The following is a 16,808-nucleotide window of genomic DNA, read 5'->3' on the forward strand; positions in this document are numbered from 1 at the left end:
AATTAAAATTTTTCGTAATGACGTTTTTCGAGTCTTTTTAGACCTTGTGGTAATTTATTTTTTTCTTTTGAAAGTATAACGGGTTACGTAGATTCCATTACCATCGCCTTTTCCACCAAAACTTTCAACACCGCTATTAATAAAAGCTAGTTCCCATCCTTGAGTAGACATTTCATTAATTTTTGAAGTGACTAAAGCATCATTTGCTGCAATGTTTTGAAAACGAATTCCACCAAGATTGAAGAAGTTTAAAAGTTTAGTTTCATCGAAACCCTTTACTCGAATCTCACTACGATTTGATTTATTTCTTTTGTCATCTTCACCAGTGCGAGTAGATGTAAATTCCTTATAATCGCGAACATCATTGGTGGTAAGCATTCTTGATCTTCCCAGACCACTGGGAACGATAGATTCGATAACAGTGACGATTTGGAATTCATACACTTCTTGCGAAAAAGTAGTGTTCAAGCCAAGGACTAATAGAGCAATTAAGACTAATTTTTTTTTCATAATGATTTGTATTTAATATTTAATATCATCCAATATACCAATAGTTATGCCATTAATTTTTTCGAATAAAGAAAAAAATAGAGCCCTTAAAAATATTAATATTTGCATCTTTGTGATTATGACAGGTACAGTATATAAATCTACAGGAAGTTGGTATACCGTTAAAACAGAAAACGGTAAGATATACGAATGCCGCATCAAAGGTAAGTTTAGATTAGAAGGTATTAAAAGTACGAACCCGGTTTCAGTGGGAGACCGAGTAGATTTTAAACTAGAAACCAACAATGATCAGGAAACGGGTGTTATAGAAAACATCCATGAACGACGTAATTATATCGTTAGAAAATCAGTAAAGCTTTCAAAGCAAACTCACATCATTGCTTCGAATATTGATGTAGTTTTTTTATTAGTTACGCTTAATAACCCACCAACTTTTACAACATTTATAGATCGTTTTTTGGTTACTGCAGAGGCTTACGGAATTAAGACAATATTACTTTTTAACAAAATTGATACGTATAATGAAGATGAACTTTTAGAGATCAAATACTTGGCGGCCTTATACAGGAAAATTGGATATGAATGTATCGGAATTTCTGCCAAAACAGGTAAAAATGTAGATAAAGTAAAAGCCTTAATGAAGGGTCAAGTAAGCATGTTTTCTGGCCATAGCGGTGTGGGTAAATCAACACTAGTTAACTTGATAGAGCCTAACTTGTCTCTAAAAACAGCAGAGATTAGTGATCAGCATCAGCAAGGTCAGCATACCACCACTTTTGCAGAAATGTTTGATTTAAGTTTTGGAGCTAAAATCATTGATACACCAGGGATTAAAGGTTTTGGAATTGTAGATATAAATAAAGAAGAATTGGGGGACTATTTTCCTGAATTTTTTAAACTAAAATCAGAATGTAAGTTTAATAATTGCCTTCATATTAACGAACCCAAATGTGCCGTTAAAGAGGCTCTGGATAATGAAGAAATTGCTTGGTCAAGATATAAAAGTTATTTACAAATTCTGGAAGGAGAAGAAGAACATTATAGAAAGAATAATTATGATGTGGAATAATAATACGCTACGTCTTATATGAGAGCAGTGATTCAAAGAGTTTCTGAAGCTTCCGTAACTGTAGAAAAAAAAGTTATTTCTAGTATTGATCAAGGATTATTGATTTTGCTTGGGATAGAGAGTGAAGATAATCAAGAGGATGTTGATTGGTTGTCTGGTAAAATAGCCCGTTTACGTATTTTTGATGATGAAAATGGAATAATGAATAAAAGTATTTTAGATGTGGATGGTAAGGCTATTGTCGTTAGTCAATTTACCCTTCACGCAAGTACGAAGAAAGGAAACAGGCCAAGCTATCTTAAAGCAGCCAAACCAAATATTGCAGTACCATTATATGAGTATTTTGTCGAACAATTTGAAAAGGATTTGGGAAAAAAAGTTGGGACTGGAATTTTTGGAGCTGATATGAAAATAAGATTATTAAATGATGGGCCGGTAACGATAACAATTGATACAAAAAACAAAGAATAACATGAATATCGAAAACGCACAAAAAGCAGTAGATGAGTGGATTAAAAATCACGGAGTACGATATTTTAATGAACTTACCAATATGGCACAGCTTACCGAAGAGGTAGGAGAAGTTGCCAGAATTATTGCACGTCGTTATGGCGAGCAAAGCGAAAAAGAAAGCGATAAAAATAAGGATCTTGGCGAAGAATTGGCTGATGTTTTGTTTGTCGTGTTATGTTTGGCTAATCAAACAGGTGTAAATCTTCAAGAAGCTTTTGATAAGAAGTTGGATATTAAAACGAAGCGAGATCATAATCGACACCATAACAATGAAAAGCTAAAATAATGTTCAAAGAAATTATTTCTTCTAAAAAATATTGGATTTCTGTGAGTTTTATTGGTTTGGGTTTTATAGTACTATTTAGCCTCATAGAGCATATAATGCAATATAGTGGCTTGGCCATAGATTCTTTTATCAATGATAAAATCGCTAACGGAAACTGGGTACGATATTTTATTTCTAGAGTCGCAGGAGGATTAGTGTATGGGATGATCATGGCATACTATTTTGAATTAAGAAAACGAAAATCAAATCGATAATATGAATTTGAAATTAGAAAACATTTCAAGTATAGAAAATAATACCTTACAAATTACAGGATCAAAGAGTGAAACCAATAGATTATTGATTCTACAAGCATTATATCCAAATATAGAAATAGAAAATGTATCTAATAGCGATGACTCAAAATTAATGCAAAGAGCATTGCGAAGCAATGAAGTCGTTATTGATATTCATCATGCAGGTACAGCAATGCGTTTTCTCACAGCGTATTTTGCGGTTAAGAAGGGCAGAGAAACAATACTTACCGGAAGTAAGAGGATGCAGGAAAGACCAATAAAAATACTGGTAAATGCGTTGAGACAATTAGGGTGTGCTATTAGTTATGAAAAAAAAGAAGGATATCCACCAATAAAGATTCTGGGTAGACAACCAATATCTAATCAAGTAACGCTTAAAGCCAATGTAAGTAGTCAGTATATATCAGCTTTAATGTTAGTGGCAGCTTCTTTACCTGATGGTTTGGTAATCATATTAAATGGGAAAGTTACCTCAGTTCCTTATATAAATATGACCTTAAGTCTTTTAAAAGACGTTGGTATTGCAGGAACTTTTGAAAATAATGTAATCACCATTTTATCAAATAATGATGATCTTTCTCAAAAAGTTAGGGTAGAATCAGATTGGAGCTCTGCTTCCTACTTTTATAGTATCGTAGCATTAGCAAATATTAATGATTCAGTAACTATTGGAAGTTATAAAAAAGAGAGTTATCAGGGCGACTCGGCATTAATAGAAATATACAGAGATTTAGGAGTAGAAACGTCATTCGATGATAATATCATTACTTTAACGAAGGTTTCAAACGAAATCAGATTACCAGAAGGGTTAGACTTATCTAATTCTCCAGACATCGCTCAAACGATTGCCGTTACATGTTTTGGATTAGGACTAAGATGTTATCTAACAGGACTTCACACGCTTAAGATAAAGGAAACAGACAGGCTGGAAGCATTAAAAACAGAAATCGAAAAGTTAGGTGGAAGTGTCACAATTACGCAAGATACTTTGCGTTTAGAATCCTCGAAATCAATTAAAGCAGACGTTTCTATAGCTACCTATAACGATCATCGAATGGCCATGGCTTTTGCTCCGCTTGCACTTAGAAATTCTTTATATATCGAAAATGCTGATGTGGTTTCAAAATCATACCCTGATTTTTGGTCAGACCTTAAGAAATTAGGGTTTAAGATTCTATAAAGAATAAATATATCCTATTTTACTTGACAACCCCTATAGTGAGATCGTATATTTGCACCTTCAAAAAAATAGACAAGAATGAAGTTATCACATTTCAATTTTAACCTTCCGCAGGAATTATTGGCAGAGTATCCGGCAGAAAATAGAGACGAATCTCGTCTAATGGTTCTTAACAGGAAGGATCAAACTATAGAGCATAAACAGTTTAAAGATCTTATTGATTATTTTGAACCAAATGATGTAATGGTTGTTAATAATACTAAGGTTTTTCCGGCAAGATTGTATGGAAACAAAGAGAAAACCGGAGCAAGAATTGAAGTGTTTTTATTACGCGAATTAAATTCAGAAACACGCCTATGGGATGTACTCGTTGATCCTGCTAGAAAAATACGTATCGGGAACAAACTTTATTTTGGAGATGATGAGAGTTTGGTAGCAGAAGTTATTGATAATACAACTTCGAGAGGTCGTACTTTACGTTTTCTTTATGACGGTTCTTATGACGAGTTTAGACAAAAACTTACTGATCTGGGAGAAACTCCATTGCCTAAGTATATTAAAAGAGATACAGAGCCAGAAGATGAAGAAAGATACCAAACAATTTATGCTAAAAATGAAGGTGCAGTGGCAGCACCAACTGCAGGACTTCATTTTTCAAAGCATTTAATGAAGCGTTTAGAAATTAAAGGGGTTGATTTTGCAGAGATAACATTGCATGTAGGCCTAGGAACATTTAATCCCGTAGAGGTCGAAGATCTATCTAAACACAAAATGGATAGTGAGGAGGCCTATATTACCGCCCACGCAACTAATATTATTAATACAGGGATCGAAAATAAAAAGAAAATCTGCGCTGTGGGTACAACAGTGATGAGAGCATTAGAAAGTGCTGTCTCTTCAGAAAGAACCTTAAACGAATTCAGAGGATGGACCAATAAGTTCATTTTTCCACCTTATGATTTTAGTATTGCCAATTGCATGATTACTAATTTCCATACACCAAAATCTACTTTACTAATGATGGTTTCAGCGTTTGCAGGACATGATTTTATTAAAGAGGCTTATGAAGAGGCTGTAAAAGAAAAATATAAGTTTTATTCGTATGGTGATGCAATGCTAATTATTTAATTATTGTAAGAATGCTAGTTATTTTATATGCCCTGTTTGAAATGTTTTAAACAGGGTTTTATATATTTCTTAAAATTAGGCGATTAAATTGTTTTTTTGTAAAAAAATAGTATTTTCGCGAGCACTAAATTACGGTTTTACCATAATTTAGGTCATTAGGCATTAAAACGTAAAATATTGGATTTCATCGAAAACATACATTATTCGATCATGGTAAATGTACTTTTTCTAAAATTGGTTCGTTTTTTGCTTAATTCCAAATCAATGTTAAGAACTAAACCTAAATATAATTACTTGGTACAATGAAAAAACTAACATATTGCATAGCATTTTTTACAGCCTGTAGTATAATAGCCCAGACTAAGGTTGGAGATGTTCACTTTAATGATGTAGATGTCTTTGGCGATAAAGAATTGATGCTTAATGGGGCAGGAGAAGATGAAAACTCATATGCTTTAGCTGCATATTTTGGACTTGATTTTGATATTGAAGATCTTGAAGACGGTAACAAAGTAGCAGAAAAAGATAGCCCAATGGCATTAACCATGAAAATGACTTCATCTATGACTAAGGATGAATTTGATCAAATGATGCGTAATGGCCTAGAAAGAGCTACAGATGGAAATAGTTTTATGTTTGAAGATCAGATTCGTCAGTTTTTGGGCTTTTTTCCTAACGAGATAAATAAATATGACATTTTTAAGATTTTATATGAAAAGGGAGGTACGCTCACTTTTTTTAAGAATAAAGAGATTTTAGGAACCTTGACAAATAAAGAATTCAAGCAAGCCTTATTTAAGATTTGGCTAGGTTCCAACCCTTTAAGTCAAGAGTTAAAGGAAGATTTACTGGCCAGTCTGGATCCAAACTTGATTCTAGGAAAATGGAAAACCTACGATAAAGAAACCGGTGTAGCCATAAATATAGTCCAAATTTATATGCTGAAAGATAAAGTATTTGGCTCTATAGTAGAAATGCTAAGGATTTCTGAGAAGGATGATGTGTGCTTTCAATGTCAGGGGAAAGATAAAAATCAAAAAGTAGAAGGATTGGTAATCCTGAAAAATTTAAAGTCTAAAGGAGAAAATGAATATGGGGATGGTAAATTCACAAATATTAGAGATGGTAGAGTTTCAGACTGTCAAATATGGATAGATGAAGATGATAGAAATATACTCAACGTAAAATATAAAGGTGGTGGGGGTATTCATCAATGGAAGAGAGTAAAAGAATAGTAATAAAGTTTATCTCCATTAGAACTATAATAGAAAAACTCTGATATTGATATCAGAGTTTTTTATTTTTGCAAAAGTATGACGGGAAAGAAAAAAGATATAAGAGCATTAACAAAAGATCAATTAAGACTCTTCTTTGAAGAGATCGGAGATAAAGCCTTTAGAGGAAATCAGGTGTATGAATGGTTATGGAGTAAAGGTGCCCATAGCTTTGATGACATGACTAATATATCTAAAACCACCAGACAACTACTTGAAGACAATTTTGTAATTAATCATATTCGGGTTGATCAAATGCAGCGCAGTACCGATGGTACAATAAAAAATGCGGTAAGGCTGCATGACGGATTAATTGTAGAATCTGTCTTAATACCTACAGCTACCAGAACTACTGCATGTGTGTCTTCACAAGTGGGATGCAGTTTGGATTGCAAGTTTTGCGCTACGGCACGATTAAAAAGAATGCGTAATCTTAATCCTGATGAGATTTATGATCAAGTCGTTGCTATAGATCGAGAAAGTAGATTGTACCACAATCGGCCATTATCTAATATTGTCTTTATGGGAATGGGAGAGCCACTTATGAATTACAATAACGTGCTTGAAGCGATAGATAAAATTACGGCCAAAGAAGGATTAGGAATGTCTCCCAAAAGAATCACATTATCTACATCAGGAGTGCCAAAAATGATTAAAAAAATGGCAGATGATCAGGTGAAGTTCAAACTGGCAGTATCGTTACATTCTGCAATTGATGAAGTTCGAACTTCAATAATGCCGTTCAATGAAACTTTCCCTTTGTTAGACCTTAAAGAAGCATTAGAATATTGGTATGCCAAAACCAAAAGTAGAATTACCTATGAGTACATCGTTTGGGACGGAATTAATGATAGAAAAGAAGATATTGATGCCCTTATCAGGTTCTGTTCTTACGTGCCTTGTAAGATCAATTTAATAGAATATAATCCTATAGATGATGGCGAATTTCAGCAGGCGTCTGGCAAAGCTATCAATAATTATATTAGTGCATTAGAATCCACAGGGATAGTGGTAAATGTTCGTCGAAGCAGAGGGAAAGATATCGACGCAGCTTGCGGGCAATTGGCAAATAAATCATGATTTTTCTTTATTAACATGATTACCTGTAAACAAAAAACAATTTATATTATCTTCGTACGAAGTTAGAAATCAGAATTAGCGTCTCGTATTGAAAGTTGTTGAGGAAATAAAGCTACCTATTGTTGATGAGATGGAACTTTTTGAGCAAAAGTTTTCACAATCAATGTCCTCTCAAGTTGCTCTTCTTAATCGAATCACCCATTATATCGTTAACAGAAAAGGAAAACAAATGCGACCTATGTTTGTTTTTCTTGTAGCCAAAATGGTTTCGGGAGGAGAAGTAAACGAGAGAACTTATCGGGGAGCTTCAGTAATAGAATTAATCCATACTGCTACCTTAGTACATGATGATGTGGTAGATGATTCAAATAGAAGAAGAGGCTTCTTTTCGATAAATGCACTCTGGAAAAATAAAATAGCTGTTTTAGTTGGGGATTATTTGTTATCCAAGGGCCTTTTGTTATCAATAGATCACGGGGATTTTGATCTTTTAAAGATTATTTCAGTAGCCGTACGGGAGATGAGCGAGGGTGAACTCCTGCAAATAGAGAAAGCAAGAAATTTAGACATAACAGAAGAGATTTATTTTGAAATTATACGTCAGAAAACAGCAACACTAATTGCGGCATGCTGTAGTTTAGGAGCATGTTCTGTATCTCCTGACTCTCCTGACGTTCACAAAATGAGAAAATTTGGTGAGTTAATAGGAATGGCTTTCCAAATCAAGGATGATCTCTTTGATTACGGTGATACTGCCATAGGAAAACCTACAGGAATTGATATCAAAGAACAAAAGATGACACTTCCATTGATCTACACACTTAACAACTGTACAAAGGAGAAAAAAAAGTGGCTCATTAACTCGGTTAAAAATCATAATAAAGATAAAAAGCGAGTAAAAGAAGTAATAGCCTTTGTAAAAGAAAATTCTGGATTAGATTATGCAATTAAAGTGATGCATCAATTTAAAAATGAGGCACTTTCAATTTTATCAGAATATCCCGATTCAGATTATAAATCTTCTTTAGAACTTATGGTCGATTATGTGATTGATCGAAAAAAATAATATTTTTTATACCCCAGGCAACCATTCTGTTTTTTATCTCGTCTATGTAAATAGAGGATCAAATTAATTAATTCTTGGTATTGAAAATTATTCAATTTTATACAAACGAAACACAGCTAGTCAAGAAAGCAGCAAAACAGCATAGAGATGCTCAGCATCAATTGTACGATCAATACGCTCCTAAGATGTTAAGTGTTTGCAGACAGTATATAAGAGATATACATTTTGCTGAAGAAGTGATGTTAAGTGGTTTTCTGAAGGTGTTTTTGAACTTAAAAAACTTTAAATTCGAAGGTAGTTTTGAAGGATGGATACGAAGAATTATGGTAAATGAATCTATTTCTTTTTTAAGAAAGCAAAAACAGATATTCTTTACCGAAGAAATAACAAACTATAATGAGGAATCCTGGAATAATATCAATACAGAACTTGAACTAGAACAAATTCAGGAACTAATTGATAGTTTGCCAGAAGGATATAGAATGGTGTTTGTATTATATGCTGTTGAAGGATACAAACACAGCGAGATAGCAAAAACTTTAGAGATTTCAGAAAATACTTCGAAATCGCAATTGTTTAAAGCTAGAAAAATGTTGCAGCAAAAATTAAAACAACAAAATAGAATAAGTAATGGCACCATTGAAATTTGAAGATAAAATAAAGGAAAAGCTGGAGCAGCGTGCTATACATCCTTCTGAAGGCTCTTGGGAAAAATTATCATCACAACTAGAGGATACAGAGGGTCATAAAGAAGGAAATAAAAAGATCTGGTGGTATAGCATAGCTGCCGTATTTGTGGGAGTTTTAATACTTACTTCGGTATTTAGTGATAGACCTGCTTCGAATAAAATGTATCCACAAATTGTGGATAGAAGTAAAGAGGAAGTGAAACAGAATGATATTGAGATTGTTCAGAAAAATGATAAACAACAAAAGAGTTCTGAGGAAAAGATAAATAGGACTATTAATAATGAGAAAAATGGCGATAGAGTTGTCATTAACTCTAAAGAAGAAGAAAAGATCCTGTCGCAAAAAGACAAGATAAACTTGCAGAAATTTATCGCAAAAGATACTAATGTAAACGAAAAGAATGCTATTACAGATGTATTTCAGAATGATCAAGTGGATTCTAATTCGTTAACTCGGGAAGATATCTTACCGATTTCTTCTGAAGTGATTAAAGATAAGGTAGAAGGGGTAGTGGCTCAAATTGAAGAATTACAAAAAAATAATACCCAGGTTACCGATGAAGAAATAGATAATTTATTGCGAGAAGCACAACGGGACATTACAACCCAAGAAATAATAAAATATAATACGGTAAGTGCATCGGCTCTTCTTCAAGACGTTGAAGAAGAAATTGATGAAACTTTCAAGCAACGAGTTTTTGAAGCGCTTAAGTCGGGTTTTCAGAAAGTTAAAACTGCGGTAGCAGAAAGAGAGAATTAAATTTATTCATCAATCAACCTTTGGTTTCCCTCTGAAAGGAGGGAGACCTTACAGGATCAAAATTCAAAAAAAATGAAGACGTTAATTACAATTGCCACATTGATGGCCATGACACTATGTGTTCAATTTTCAAATGCTCAAGAAGACTCAGGGAGCAATAAAATTGAGAACTTAAAAGCCCAGAAAGAAAATATTATCACAACAGAGAAAGATGCATTAAAGAAAGAAGTCGAGGCTATAAATGGGCAATTAGATGCTAATAAAATAACTATCGAAGAGGCTCAAAAATTAAAAGAGGAGGCGGCCAAAATTCATGCGCTAAATATCGAAAATCGAATAGCTATTATTGATAATAAAATTGCTTTGTTAGAGCGTAATGGTTCAGAATATTTGAATTCAAAAGATCCAGAGATATGGATCGGTATAGGCGCAAAAGATAGAGAAGAAGGGGATTTGCTTTTTGGGGTTAAAGTAAATACTGGTGCAGAACCTAAAATCAAGTATGATAGGCGCACAACCTCAGGCTTGGTAGTTGCATTTGGACTTAATAATGCAATTGTCGATGGTCAATCATTAGATGATTCTGATTATAAAATCGCAGGTAGTAGATTTTTTGAAATTGGATGGTTTTGGAAAACCAGGGTGTTTAGAAATACAAATTTTTTAAGATTAAAATACGGGATCTCCTATACTTCGAACGGTTTAAAGCCCACAAATAACAGATTTTTTGTCGAAAATGGAAATCAAACTGAATTAGAAGAATTCCCACTAGAACTAAACAAATCAAAATTTAGAATGGATAATATTGTGGTTCCTGTTCATTTTGAGTTTGGACCCTCAAGAGTGAGGGAGACTGAGAGAAGTATAAGATATTATACGGGTCGTAAGTTTAGAATAGGGTTAGGGGGGTATGTGGGAGCTAATATAAGTACACGACAAAAGTTAAAATATAGAGAAAATGGGGATCGTGTTAAAGACAAGATTAAAAGAGATTATAATACGAGTGACCTAGTTTATGGTTTGAGTACTTATGTTGGTTTTGGCGATGTGTCCTTGTATGCCAAATATGATTTATCTCCTATCTTTAGAAATGCAGAGATCGATCAAAATAATGTGTCATTAGGATTACGTTTTGACCTTTAATCGATAACTTTTTCAATTAAAACGTTGAAGATGAAGCGCAACGTGATAAAATAATAAAATAAATCTCCTGATTAATTTTAATCAAGTGAAAATAATTGATCTTTAAAAAGAGTGGTGATAACGTACTGCTCTTTTTTTGTTTTGGAGGTAATGATAGCGTACACAGAGGTTGGTTCACCTTGATACGACTACTACCCTATCTAACTACTATGTTAATCGTTTAATAATCGAAATGTTAAATATTTCACTAAAAATAGCAAATTGTTAAATATATAGATAGAGATAAAATCCTCAATTTTTTTATGGTTTTAACACAACTAACTGATTGTAAGTATTTTATGACGTATTATTTTTTTGTTTCTTTATTAAATACTCTATATTTAACCAACTTAAAATCAAGCTATTTCTTCCATACAGAAAACAAAAATAGACTCATGCTTACACCACAATAATGTGGTCATAATATTATTATGTTTTAAACAAACCATTAACCAAATTTCACACAAATGAAAACAAAACTCTTTTATGTAACACTTTTTACGTTTTGTACTTTTGGGCTCTTTGCTCAAAAAGGAGCTCCAACAAAAGCTACATTCTTTTCAAACGCTAAAAGCGTTCAAGAGATTCCTGCTTTTTCAAAAATGAAGAACATTGTTTCTGCTTCAGGAATGGCACATAAAGCACCTCCTAAGCGACAGGGTTTTAATCAATTTATACCTGGCAAGGGTTTTCCCAAAAACGGAGATCCTCTTGTTGCCTCTCAAAAGAAGAGTACTTCTAAAATGGCAACAACAGCACCTATTGCTTCTTTTGATGCCCATATTGGAACAGTCTTAAATGACGCAACTGGTGCTATTGGGCCAAATCATTATGTTTATGCGTTTAATTCTGGTTTCGGTATTTTAGATAGAGATGGTAATGTGTTGTTGCCAGAAGCTTCACTATCTACTCTTTTTCCAGGCGAAACCGATGGAGATCCAATTGTTATTTACGATAATTTTGCCGATCGTTTTCTGGTGACACAGTTTAAGGGAGCCTTTAGTAATCCAGATGGATTTTTAATTGCGGTAAGTCAAGGGCCAGATCCTGTCAATGACGGCTGGTTTACCTATGAATTTTTAACCGATACTTTTCCTGACTATCCAAAGTTTTCTGTTTGGTCGGATGGCTACTATATTACGGCAAACAAGAACCAAAATGCACCACAGTCAAATGAAGTTGTATTTGCTGTCGAAAGAGATAAAATGTTAGTTGGAGATGCTAGTGCACAGATTATTGGTTTTCCATTACCAGGCGCTGAAACTAATGGATTTTATAGTCCAGGAGGCTCAAATGCCACCGGGGTTACTTTGCCACCTGTTGGAGTAGGGCACTCTATTATTTATTTACAGGATGACTCATGGTCAGGAGTTTCCAGTGACCACTTAAAAGTATGGACTACTAATGTGGATTGGGCTACCCCTACTAACTCGACCATTTCTCAACCACAAGAAATAACAACTACACCGTTTGACAGTGTGTTTGATAATGGATCATTTCAAAACTTAGATGAGCCCGGTAACGGTCCGGATATTGATGCCTTACAGGCTACAATGATGTATATGACCAACTATAGACGTTTTGGAACACATAATTCGATAGTTTTAAATTTTGTAGTAGATCTTGATGGTACAGATAGTCTGGCCGGTATTCGCTGGTACGAATTAAGACAAACATCTGATGGACAGCCCTGGACAATTTTCCAGGAAGGAACTTATGTGCAACCAGATGGACTTAGCGCATTTTGTGGAAGTATAGCTCAAGATGCACAAGGAAATATAGGGATGGGGTATACAGTTGTGAGTAGTAGTGTATTTACTTCATTGAGATATACGGGTAGATTGGCAAATGATCCGCTAGGTACAATGACTGCTGTAGAGCAAGTATCTGCCGATGGAGATAGCCAAAATAACCGCAGTGATGGGCGTTATGGTGATTATGGGCAAATTACTATTGATCCGTTGGATGATATGACCTTCTGGCACATTTCAGAATATATGAAGGGACCTGCTCCCAATGTGAGAAGGAGTCATGTTGTGGCATTTAAAATAGAACCAGATACTCCAGATACCGAGGCACCAACGGTACCCACAAATTTATCAGCTTCAGAAATAACACAATCTTCTTTGGTACTTAGTTGGGACGCTTCTACAGATAATATCGGAGTTACAGGATATGAAGTACTACAGGACGGAGTAGTCATCGATACAGTAGCTACTACTACCGTAAATATTACCGGATTAACACCAAGTACATCCTATGATTTTGCAGTAGCTGCTACAGATGCTGCAGGGAATACATCAGCTGCGAGTACTACTTTGAATGTAACTACATCAGCTCCAGATACTCAGGCACCGTCAGTTCCTGCAAATCTTGTAGTGACCAATGTTTCGGCAAATCAAGCTACTATAAGTTGGGATGCATCAACAGATAATGTTGGGGTAACTGCTTATGAAGTATTACAAGACGGAGTTGCTGTTGATACTGTTTCAGTTGCAACAGCTACCATCACAGGCTTAGTACCTCAAACCACATATCAATTTACTGTAATTGCAACAGACGCTGCTGGAAATGCATCTGCAGCAAGTAATGCGCTTAGCGTTACTACACCAGAGGCTACAGGATGTATAGGAGGTTTAGGCACTCCTTATAATGAAGGTTTTGAAGTGAATTTAGGCGGTTGGACTCAGAGTGCGAGTGATGACCTAGATTGGACAAGAAACTCCAATGGCACTCCTTCAAATAGTACTGGCCCTTCTGGAGCCGACGATGGATCATCTTACATATACGTAGAAGCTTCAGGAAATGGCACCGGTTTTCCTAATAAGCAGGCGATACTAACCTCTCCTTGTTTCGATCTGGGAGCTGCAACTTCAGCTACATTCTCTTTCAGATACCACATGTTTGGAGCTAATAACTTTGGTACATTAGATGTAGAAGCTAGTAATGATGAAGGTGCGACATGGACAAGTATTTGGAATCGAAGTGGAAACCAAGGAAACGCATGGCAAACAGCCACGATAGATCTGGCAGCTTACTTGGGAACTGGGGTGCAATTACGATTTAATCGAGTTACCGGAAATACCTGGAGAGCTGATGCCGCAATAGATGCAATATCTCTTACTAGCGGTACAGATCCCGGAGGAGACTGTGCAGATAGCGAGTTAACCTTAAGCATTACTTTTGATAATTATCCACAAGAAACATCCTGGACTTTAGTAAATGCAGTAGGTAATACGGTGGCTTCCGAGAGTTACTCTACCGCAAATCCCGATGGTTCTACGGTAACTGAAACTATTAGCGGTTTGGCCAATGGAAGTTATACCTTCACTATTTTTGATTCATTTGGAGATGGTATTTGTTGTAGCTTTGGTAATGGTTCTTATACCTTATCCAGTAGTACAGGAACTATAGTTTCTGGTGGAGAGTTTGCAAATTCTGAAGCTACAACATTCTGTGTTGAAAGTGCAGCCACAGTAAGACTCGAAACCTATGAGCTTACTGATCTTAAGGATCAAGATAATCAGTTCAAGTTATATCCTGTTCCGACTAAGAATATACTTAACATTTCTGAAGGTAAAACGCCTATACAGAGTGTAGAGATTTTCTCTATGTATGGTCAGCGTGTTTATCAGGGTGTAGAGAATGTAATCGATGTAAGTGCATTCCCAACGGGAACCTATTTTGCAAGAATCACAGCAGATGAAATCATTGTAACTAGAGCATTTAATAAGAAATAAGTAGTTGTTTGGATTAAATTGTAGAGGCTATCTGAAAAGGTAGCCTCTTTTTTAGGGTAAATTTGAAATGATATCAGTTAACAAGTAGCTAGGTACTTTCAGGAAATAACTAACCTTATGATGCTCCTTATTTTTAAGACAGTCTTAGGTCAACGCCTACGAAAAGGCTTCCATTTTACATGATCAAAATAGACACTTTGGTCGCCTCTATCACCATCGTACTGAGTTCCGCGCCCACCTCTGAAATTTTGAAAATAAAACTGACGGATATGGCGAAAGAAGGGATCATCGTTTCCAGACCATCGAATATCGCTTTTCTCCCAAACCGTTTGGAAGGTATTTCCATAGTTGGTACTAATTTCCATTTTAGCGTATCCGTCGGTGTTGTCTCCTGTTGTATTCGATTCGATACGCAACCGTATAGTGTATCTTTTTCTAGCTTCTAATGGAAATCTGTGATTAATAAAATCCCTTCCGTTTTCATTAACCATATCTTGATAATACACATAGGGGCAAAGGTAGTGATTGCCATTTTGTAGATCCCAAACAACTCTAAAACTACCTCCTTGCATCTCTCGAATAGCTGTAGTGTCGAGTCCAGAAACACCTTTACCCACTACAAATCCAAATCCTACTTTGCCACCACCACTAAACGAGAAGTTTGACTGAAAAATAACATCAAATTGAAGCTCGTATCCATCTCGCTCTGGCACATTAATACGACATCGTAGCCCATCATCAAAAGGATCAGAATTAGTATTGCTCAAATGATGATTTTTGGGCATGGTCACTTTTAGCTTCTTACTTTGTACCGAGGCAAAACCGTTATCCCAGCCAGAAATTTGATTTCTAAATAACACTTCCGCATTGTTTTCATCTAAAATTTGCTGGTCTGGCACATCAAATGACACATTGTTTGTAGTTCGTTGTGCCCTAACTATTTTTGCGTTGAGGTTAGTTTCAGGCAAAAATTGTTCAGGTTGAATTTCGGGTTTCTGGCAACTGATAAGAAATATGCTTTCCAGCATAATAAGCCAATAGATTTTGAGGTTTTTCATGAGGTTTTGTTTCAAATTAAACATTGTGGAGGTATTGCGTCTAAAACGATAAAATCATAAGAATATTTAACAAAATAGCTTAAACTTTTGTCAATTTACTAGAACCTGAATGCTTTGCAGTAAGGCAGGGAAAAACTACTTTTTCACTTGTATTTGGCTTTTATTCTTTTTTTATGTTTAGTTAAAAGTTCATGCTTAGCTCGGATTGCAAATCAGCGCGATCATATTTGAGCGATCGGGTAAGTTAAGGTTTAGATTTTAAAACAATATTTAGTTCCATTAGAAACATAAGGTTTGTTTCGGGGTCAACATCTCCAAAATAGCCAAATTTACCAAAGGCCAGATAACCTGGTACAAACATCCTTATAACAGACCCCTCGTTTACCAACTGAAAACCTTCTTTGACTCCTTCTATTAGCATCCACATTCTTGCATGTTGACCATATATATTTTGTTCTCGGTTAGATCGAGATATCAACGTATCTGATTCCATATTGGTAGTTTCTGAATGAAATATAACATCATCATCCAACGTTGGAAACAATCCATCCCCTTCTTTCTCAATAATATAATGTAATCCAGATGTGGTCTCTTGAACATTTTCATAGCCTTTGTCTACGATATATTGTTTTAATCGCGCAATCTCTTCATCCTTTTCTTCCTGGGTGTAAGAGAAATCCCTTGATTCTAGTACTGGGGAATCATCATCAGAACTACAAGAAAAGGTAAATAAGATTAAAGTGAATACTAAACATAAGTTTTTCATCTTGTTATAGTTTTTGTGTTTATTACTATTGGTTAATCCAATACAATAGTAAAGATTATTAGTTTCATTTTTCGTGACTGAGTTCCCCCCGCTCCCGCTAGTCTGTGCCTTAAATCCTTAGGTCTATTACAAAAAATAACCGCAAACTATTTGTTTACAAAGGTTTGCGGTTTTATGTGTTTTCACCTAAATTGGTGTTGCGACAAAACAC

General features: G+C 35.1%; 16 protein-coding genes. 13 read left to right on the forward strand and 3 right to left on the reverse strand.

Features of this window, described 5'->3' with window-relative positions:
* Nucleotides 1-54: 54 nt before the first annotated feature.
* On the reverse strand, nt 55-510 hold the full coding sequence (locus ACFSJT_RS20400; protein ID WP_378322212.1) for a hypothetical protein: 456 nt from the start codon (nt 508-510) through the stop codon (nt 55-57).
* A 118-nt stretch (nt 511-628) separates the two neighbouring features.
* Here ACFSJT_RS20400 and rsgA point away from each other — a divergent pair, with 118 nt between their 5' ends.
* The 13 genes from rsgA (at nt 629) to ACFSJT_RS20465 (ending at nt 14,773) form a co-directional block, all read left to right on the forward strand.
* Nucleotides 629-1,579: a ribosome small subunit-dependent GTPase A gene (gene rsgA, locus ACFSJT_RS20405; protein WP_378322234.1), complete on the forward strand. Its 951-nt coding sequence runs from the start codon at nt 629-631 to the stop codon at nt 1,577-1,579.
* An 18-nt stretch (nt 1,580-1,597) separates the two neighbouring features.
* Entirely contained in the window at nt 1,598-2,050 is a 453-nt protein-coding gene (gene dtd, locus ACFSJT_RS20410; RefSeq protein WP_378322213.1) for a D-aminoacyl-tRNA deacylase, read from the forward strand.
* A 1-nt stretch (nt 2,051) separates the two neighbouring features.
* Nucleotides 2,052-2,378, forward strand: coding sequence for a nucleotide pyrophosphohydrolase (locus tag ACFSJT_RS20415; RefSeq protein ID WP_378322214.1), 327 nt, complete (start codon nt 2,052-2,054; stop codon nt 2,376-2,378).
* The gene (locus ACFSJT_RS20420) at nt 2,378-2,632 is read left to right on the forward strand and encodes a hypothetical protein (protein WP_378322215.1); all 255 of its coding nucleotides are present in this window, start codon (nt 2,378-2,380) and stop codon (nt 2,630-2,632) included. Before ACFSJT_RS20415 ends, ACFSJT_RS20420 begins: the two co-directional genes overlap by 1 nt.
* Nucleotide 2,633: 1 nt before the next feature.
* A complete protein-coding gene (locus tag ACFSJT_RS20425) occupies nt 2,634-3,854 on the forward strand; it encodes a 3-phosphoshikimate 1-carboxyvinyltransferase (protein ID WP_378322216.1) in 1,221 nt (406 codons plus the stop codon).
* 78 nt (nt 3,855-3,932) lie between these two features.
* Nucleotides 3,933-4,982: a tRNA preQ1(34) S-adenosylmethionine ribosyltransferase-isomerase QueA gene (gene queA / locus ACFSJT_RS20430; protein WP_378322217.1), complete on the forward strand. Its 1,050-nt coding sequence runs from the start codon at nt 3,933-3,935 to the stop codon at nt 4,980-4,982.
* A 302-nt stretch (nt 4,983-5,284) separates the two neighbouring features.
* Nucleotides 5,285-6,217, forward strand: coding sequence for a chalcone isomerase family protein (locus ACFSJT_RS20435; RefSeq protein ID WP_378322218.1), 933 nt, complete (start codon nt 5,285-5,287; stop codon nt 6,215-6,217).
* Between the two features lie 78 nt (nt 6,218-6,295).
* Complete coding sequence (gene rlmN, locus ACFSJT_RS20440; RefSeq protein ID WP_378322220.1) at nt 6,296-7,336, forward strand: dual-specificity RNA methyltransferase RlmN; 1,041 nt, start codon at nt 6,296-6,298, stop codon at nt 7,334-7,336.
* A gap of 88 nt (nt 7,337-7,424) precedes the next feature.
* Nucleotides 7,425-8,402 carry a polyprenyl synthetase family protein gene (locus tag ACFSJT_RS20445; RefSeq protein WP_378322222.1) on the forward strand — a complete coding sequence of 326 codons (978 nt, stop codon included), beginning with the start codon at nt 7,425-7,427 and terminating at the stop codon, nt 8,400-8,402.
* Nucleotides 8,403-8,482: 80 nt separating this feature from the next.
* Nucleotides 8,483-9,052 carry an RNA polymerase sigma factor gene (locus ACFSJT_RS20450; protein WP_378322223.1) on the forward strand — a complete coding sequence of 190 codons (570 nt, stop codon included), beginning with the start codon at nt 8,483-8,485 and terminating at the stop codon, nt 9,050-9,052.
* Nucleotides 9,033-9,851, forward strand: a complete 819-nt coding sequence (locus ACFSJT_RS20455; protein WP_378322224.1) for a hypothetical protein — start codon at nt 9,033-9,035, stop codon at nt 9,849-9,851. Before ACFSJT_RS20450 ends, ACFSJT_RS20455 begins: the two co-directional genes overlap by 20 nt.
* Before the next feature lie 72 nt (nt 9,852-9,923).
* Complete coding sequence (locus tag ACFSJT_RS20460; protein ID WP_378322225.1) at nt 9,924-10,994, forward strand: coiled-coil domain-containing protein; 1,071 nt, start codon at nt 9,924-9,926, stop codon at nt 10,992-10,994.
* A 506-nt stretch (nt 10,995-11,500) separates the two neighbouring features.
* On the forward strand, nt 11,501-14,773 hold the full coding sequence (locus tag ACFSJT_RS20465; RefSeq protein ID WP_378322227.1) for a fibronectin type III domain-containing protein: 3,273 nt from the start codon (nt 11,501-11,503) through the stop codon (nt 14,771-14,773).
* A gap of 149 nt (nt 14,774-14,922) precedes the next feature.
* Here ACFSJT_RS20465 and ACFSJT_RS20470 read toward each other — a convergent pair whose 3' ends face one another.
* Together ACFSJT_RS20470 and ACFSJT_RS20475 are read right to left on the reverse strand one after the other, a co-directional pair.
* The gene (locus ACFSJT_RS20470) at nt 14,923-15,831 is read right to left on the reverse strand and encodes a hypothetical protein (protein ID WP_378322228.1); all 909 of its coding nucleotides are present in this window, start codon (nt 15,829-15,831) and stop codon (nt 14,923-14,925) included.
* A gap of 244 nt (nt 15,832-16,075) precedes the next feature.
* On the reverse strand, nt 16,076-16,597 hold the full coding sequence (locus tag ACFSJT_RS20475) for an FKBP-type peptidyl-prolyl cis-trans isomerase (protein WP_378322229.1): 522 nt from the start codon (nt 16,595-16,597) through the stop codon (nt 16,076-16,078).
* Nucleotides 16,598-16,808: the final 211 nt, after the last annotated feature.

This window comes from Aquimarina celericrescens (assembly GCF_042682765.1).
GTDB classification, from domain to species: Bacteria; Bacteroidota; Bacteroidia; order Flavobacteriales; family Flavobacteriaceae; genus Aquimarina; species Aquimarina celericrescens.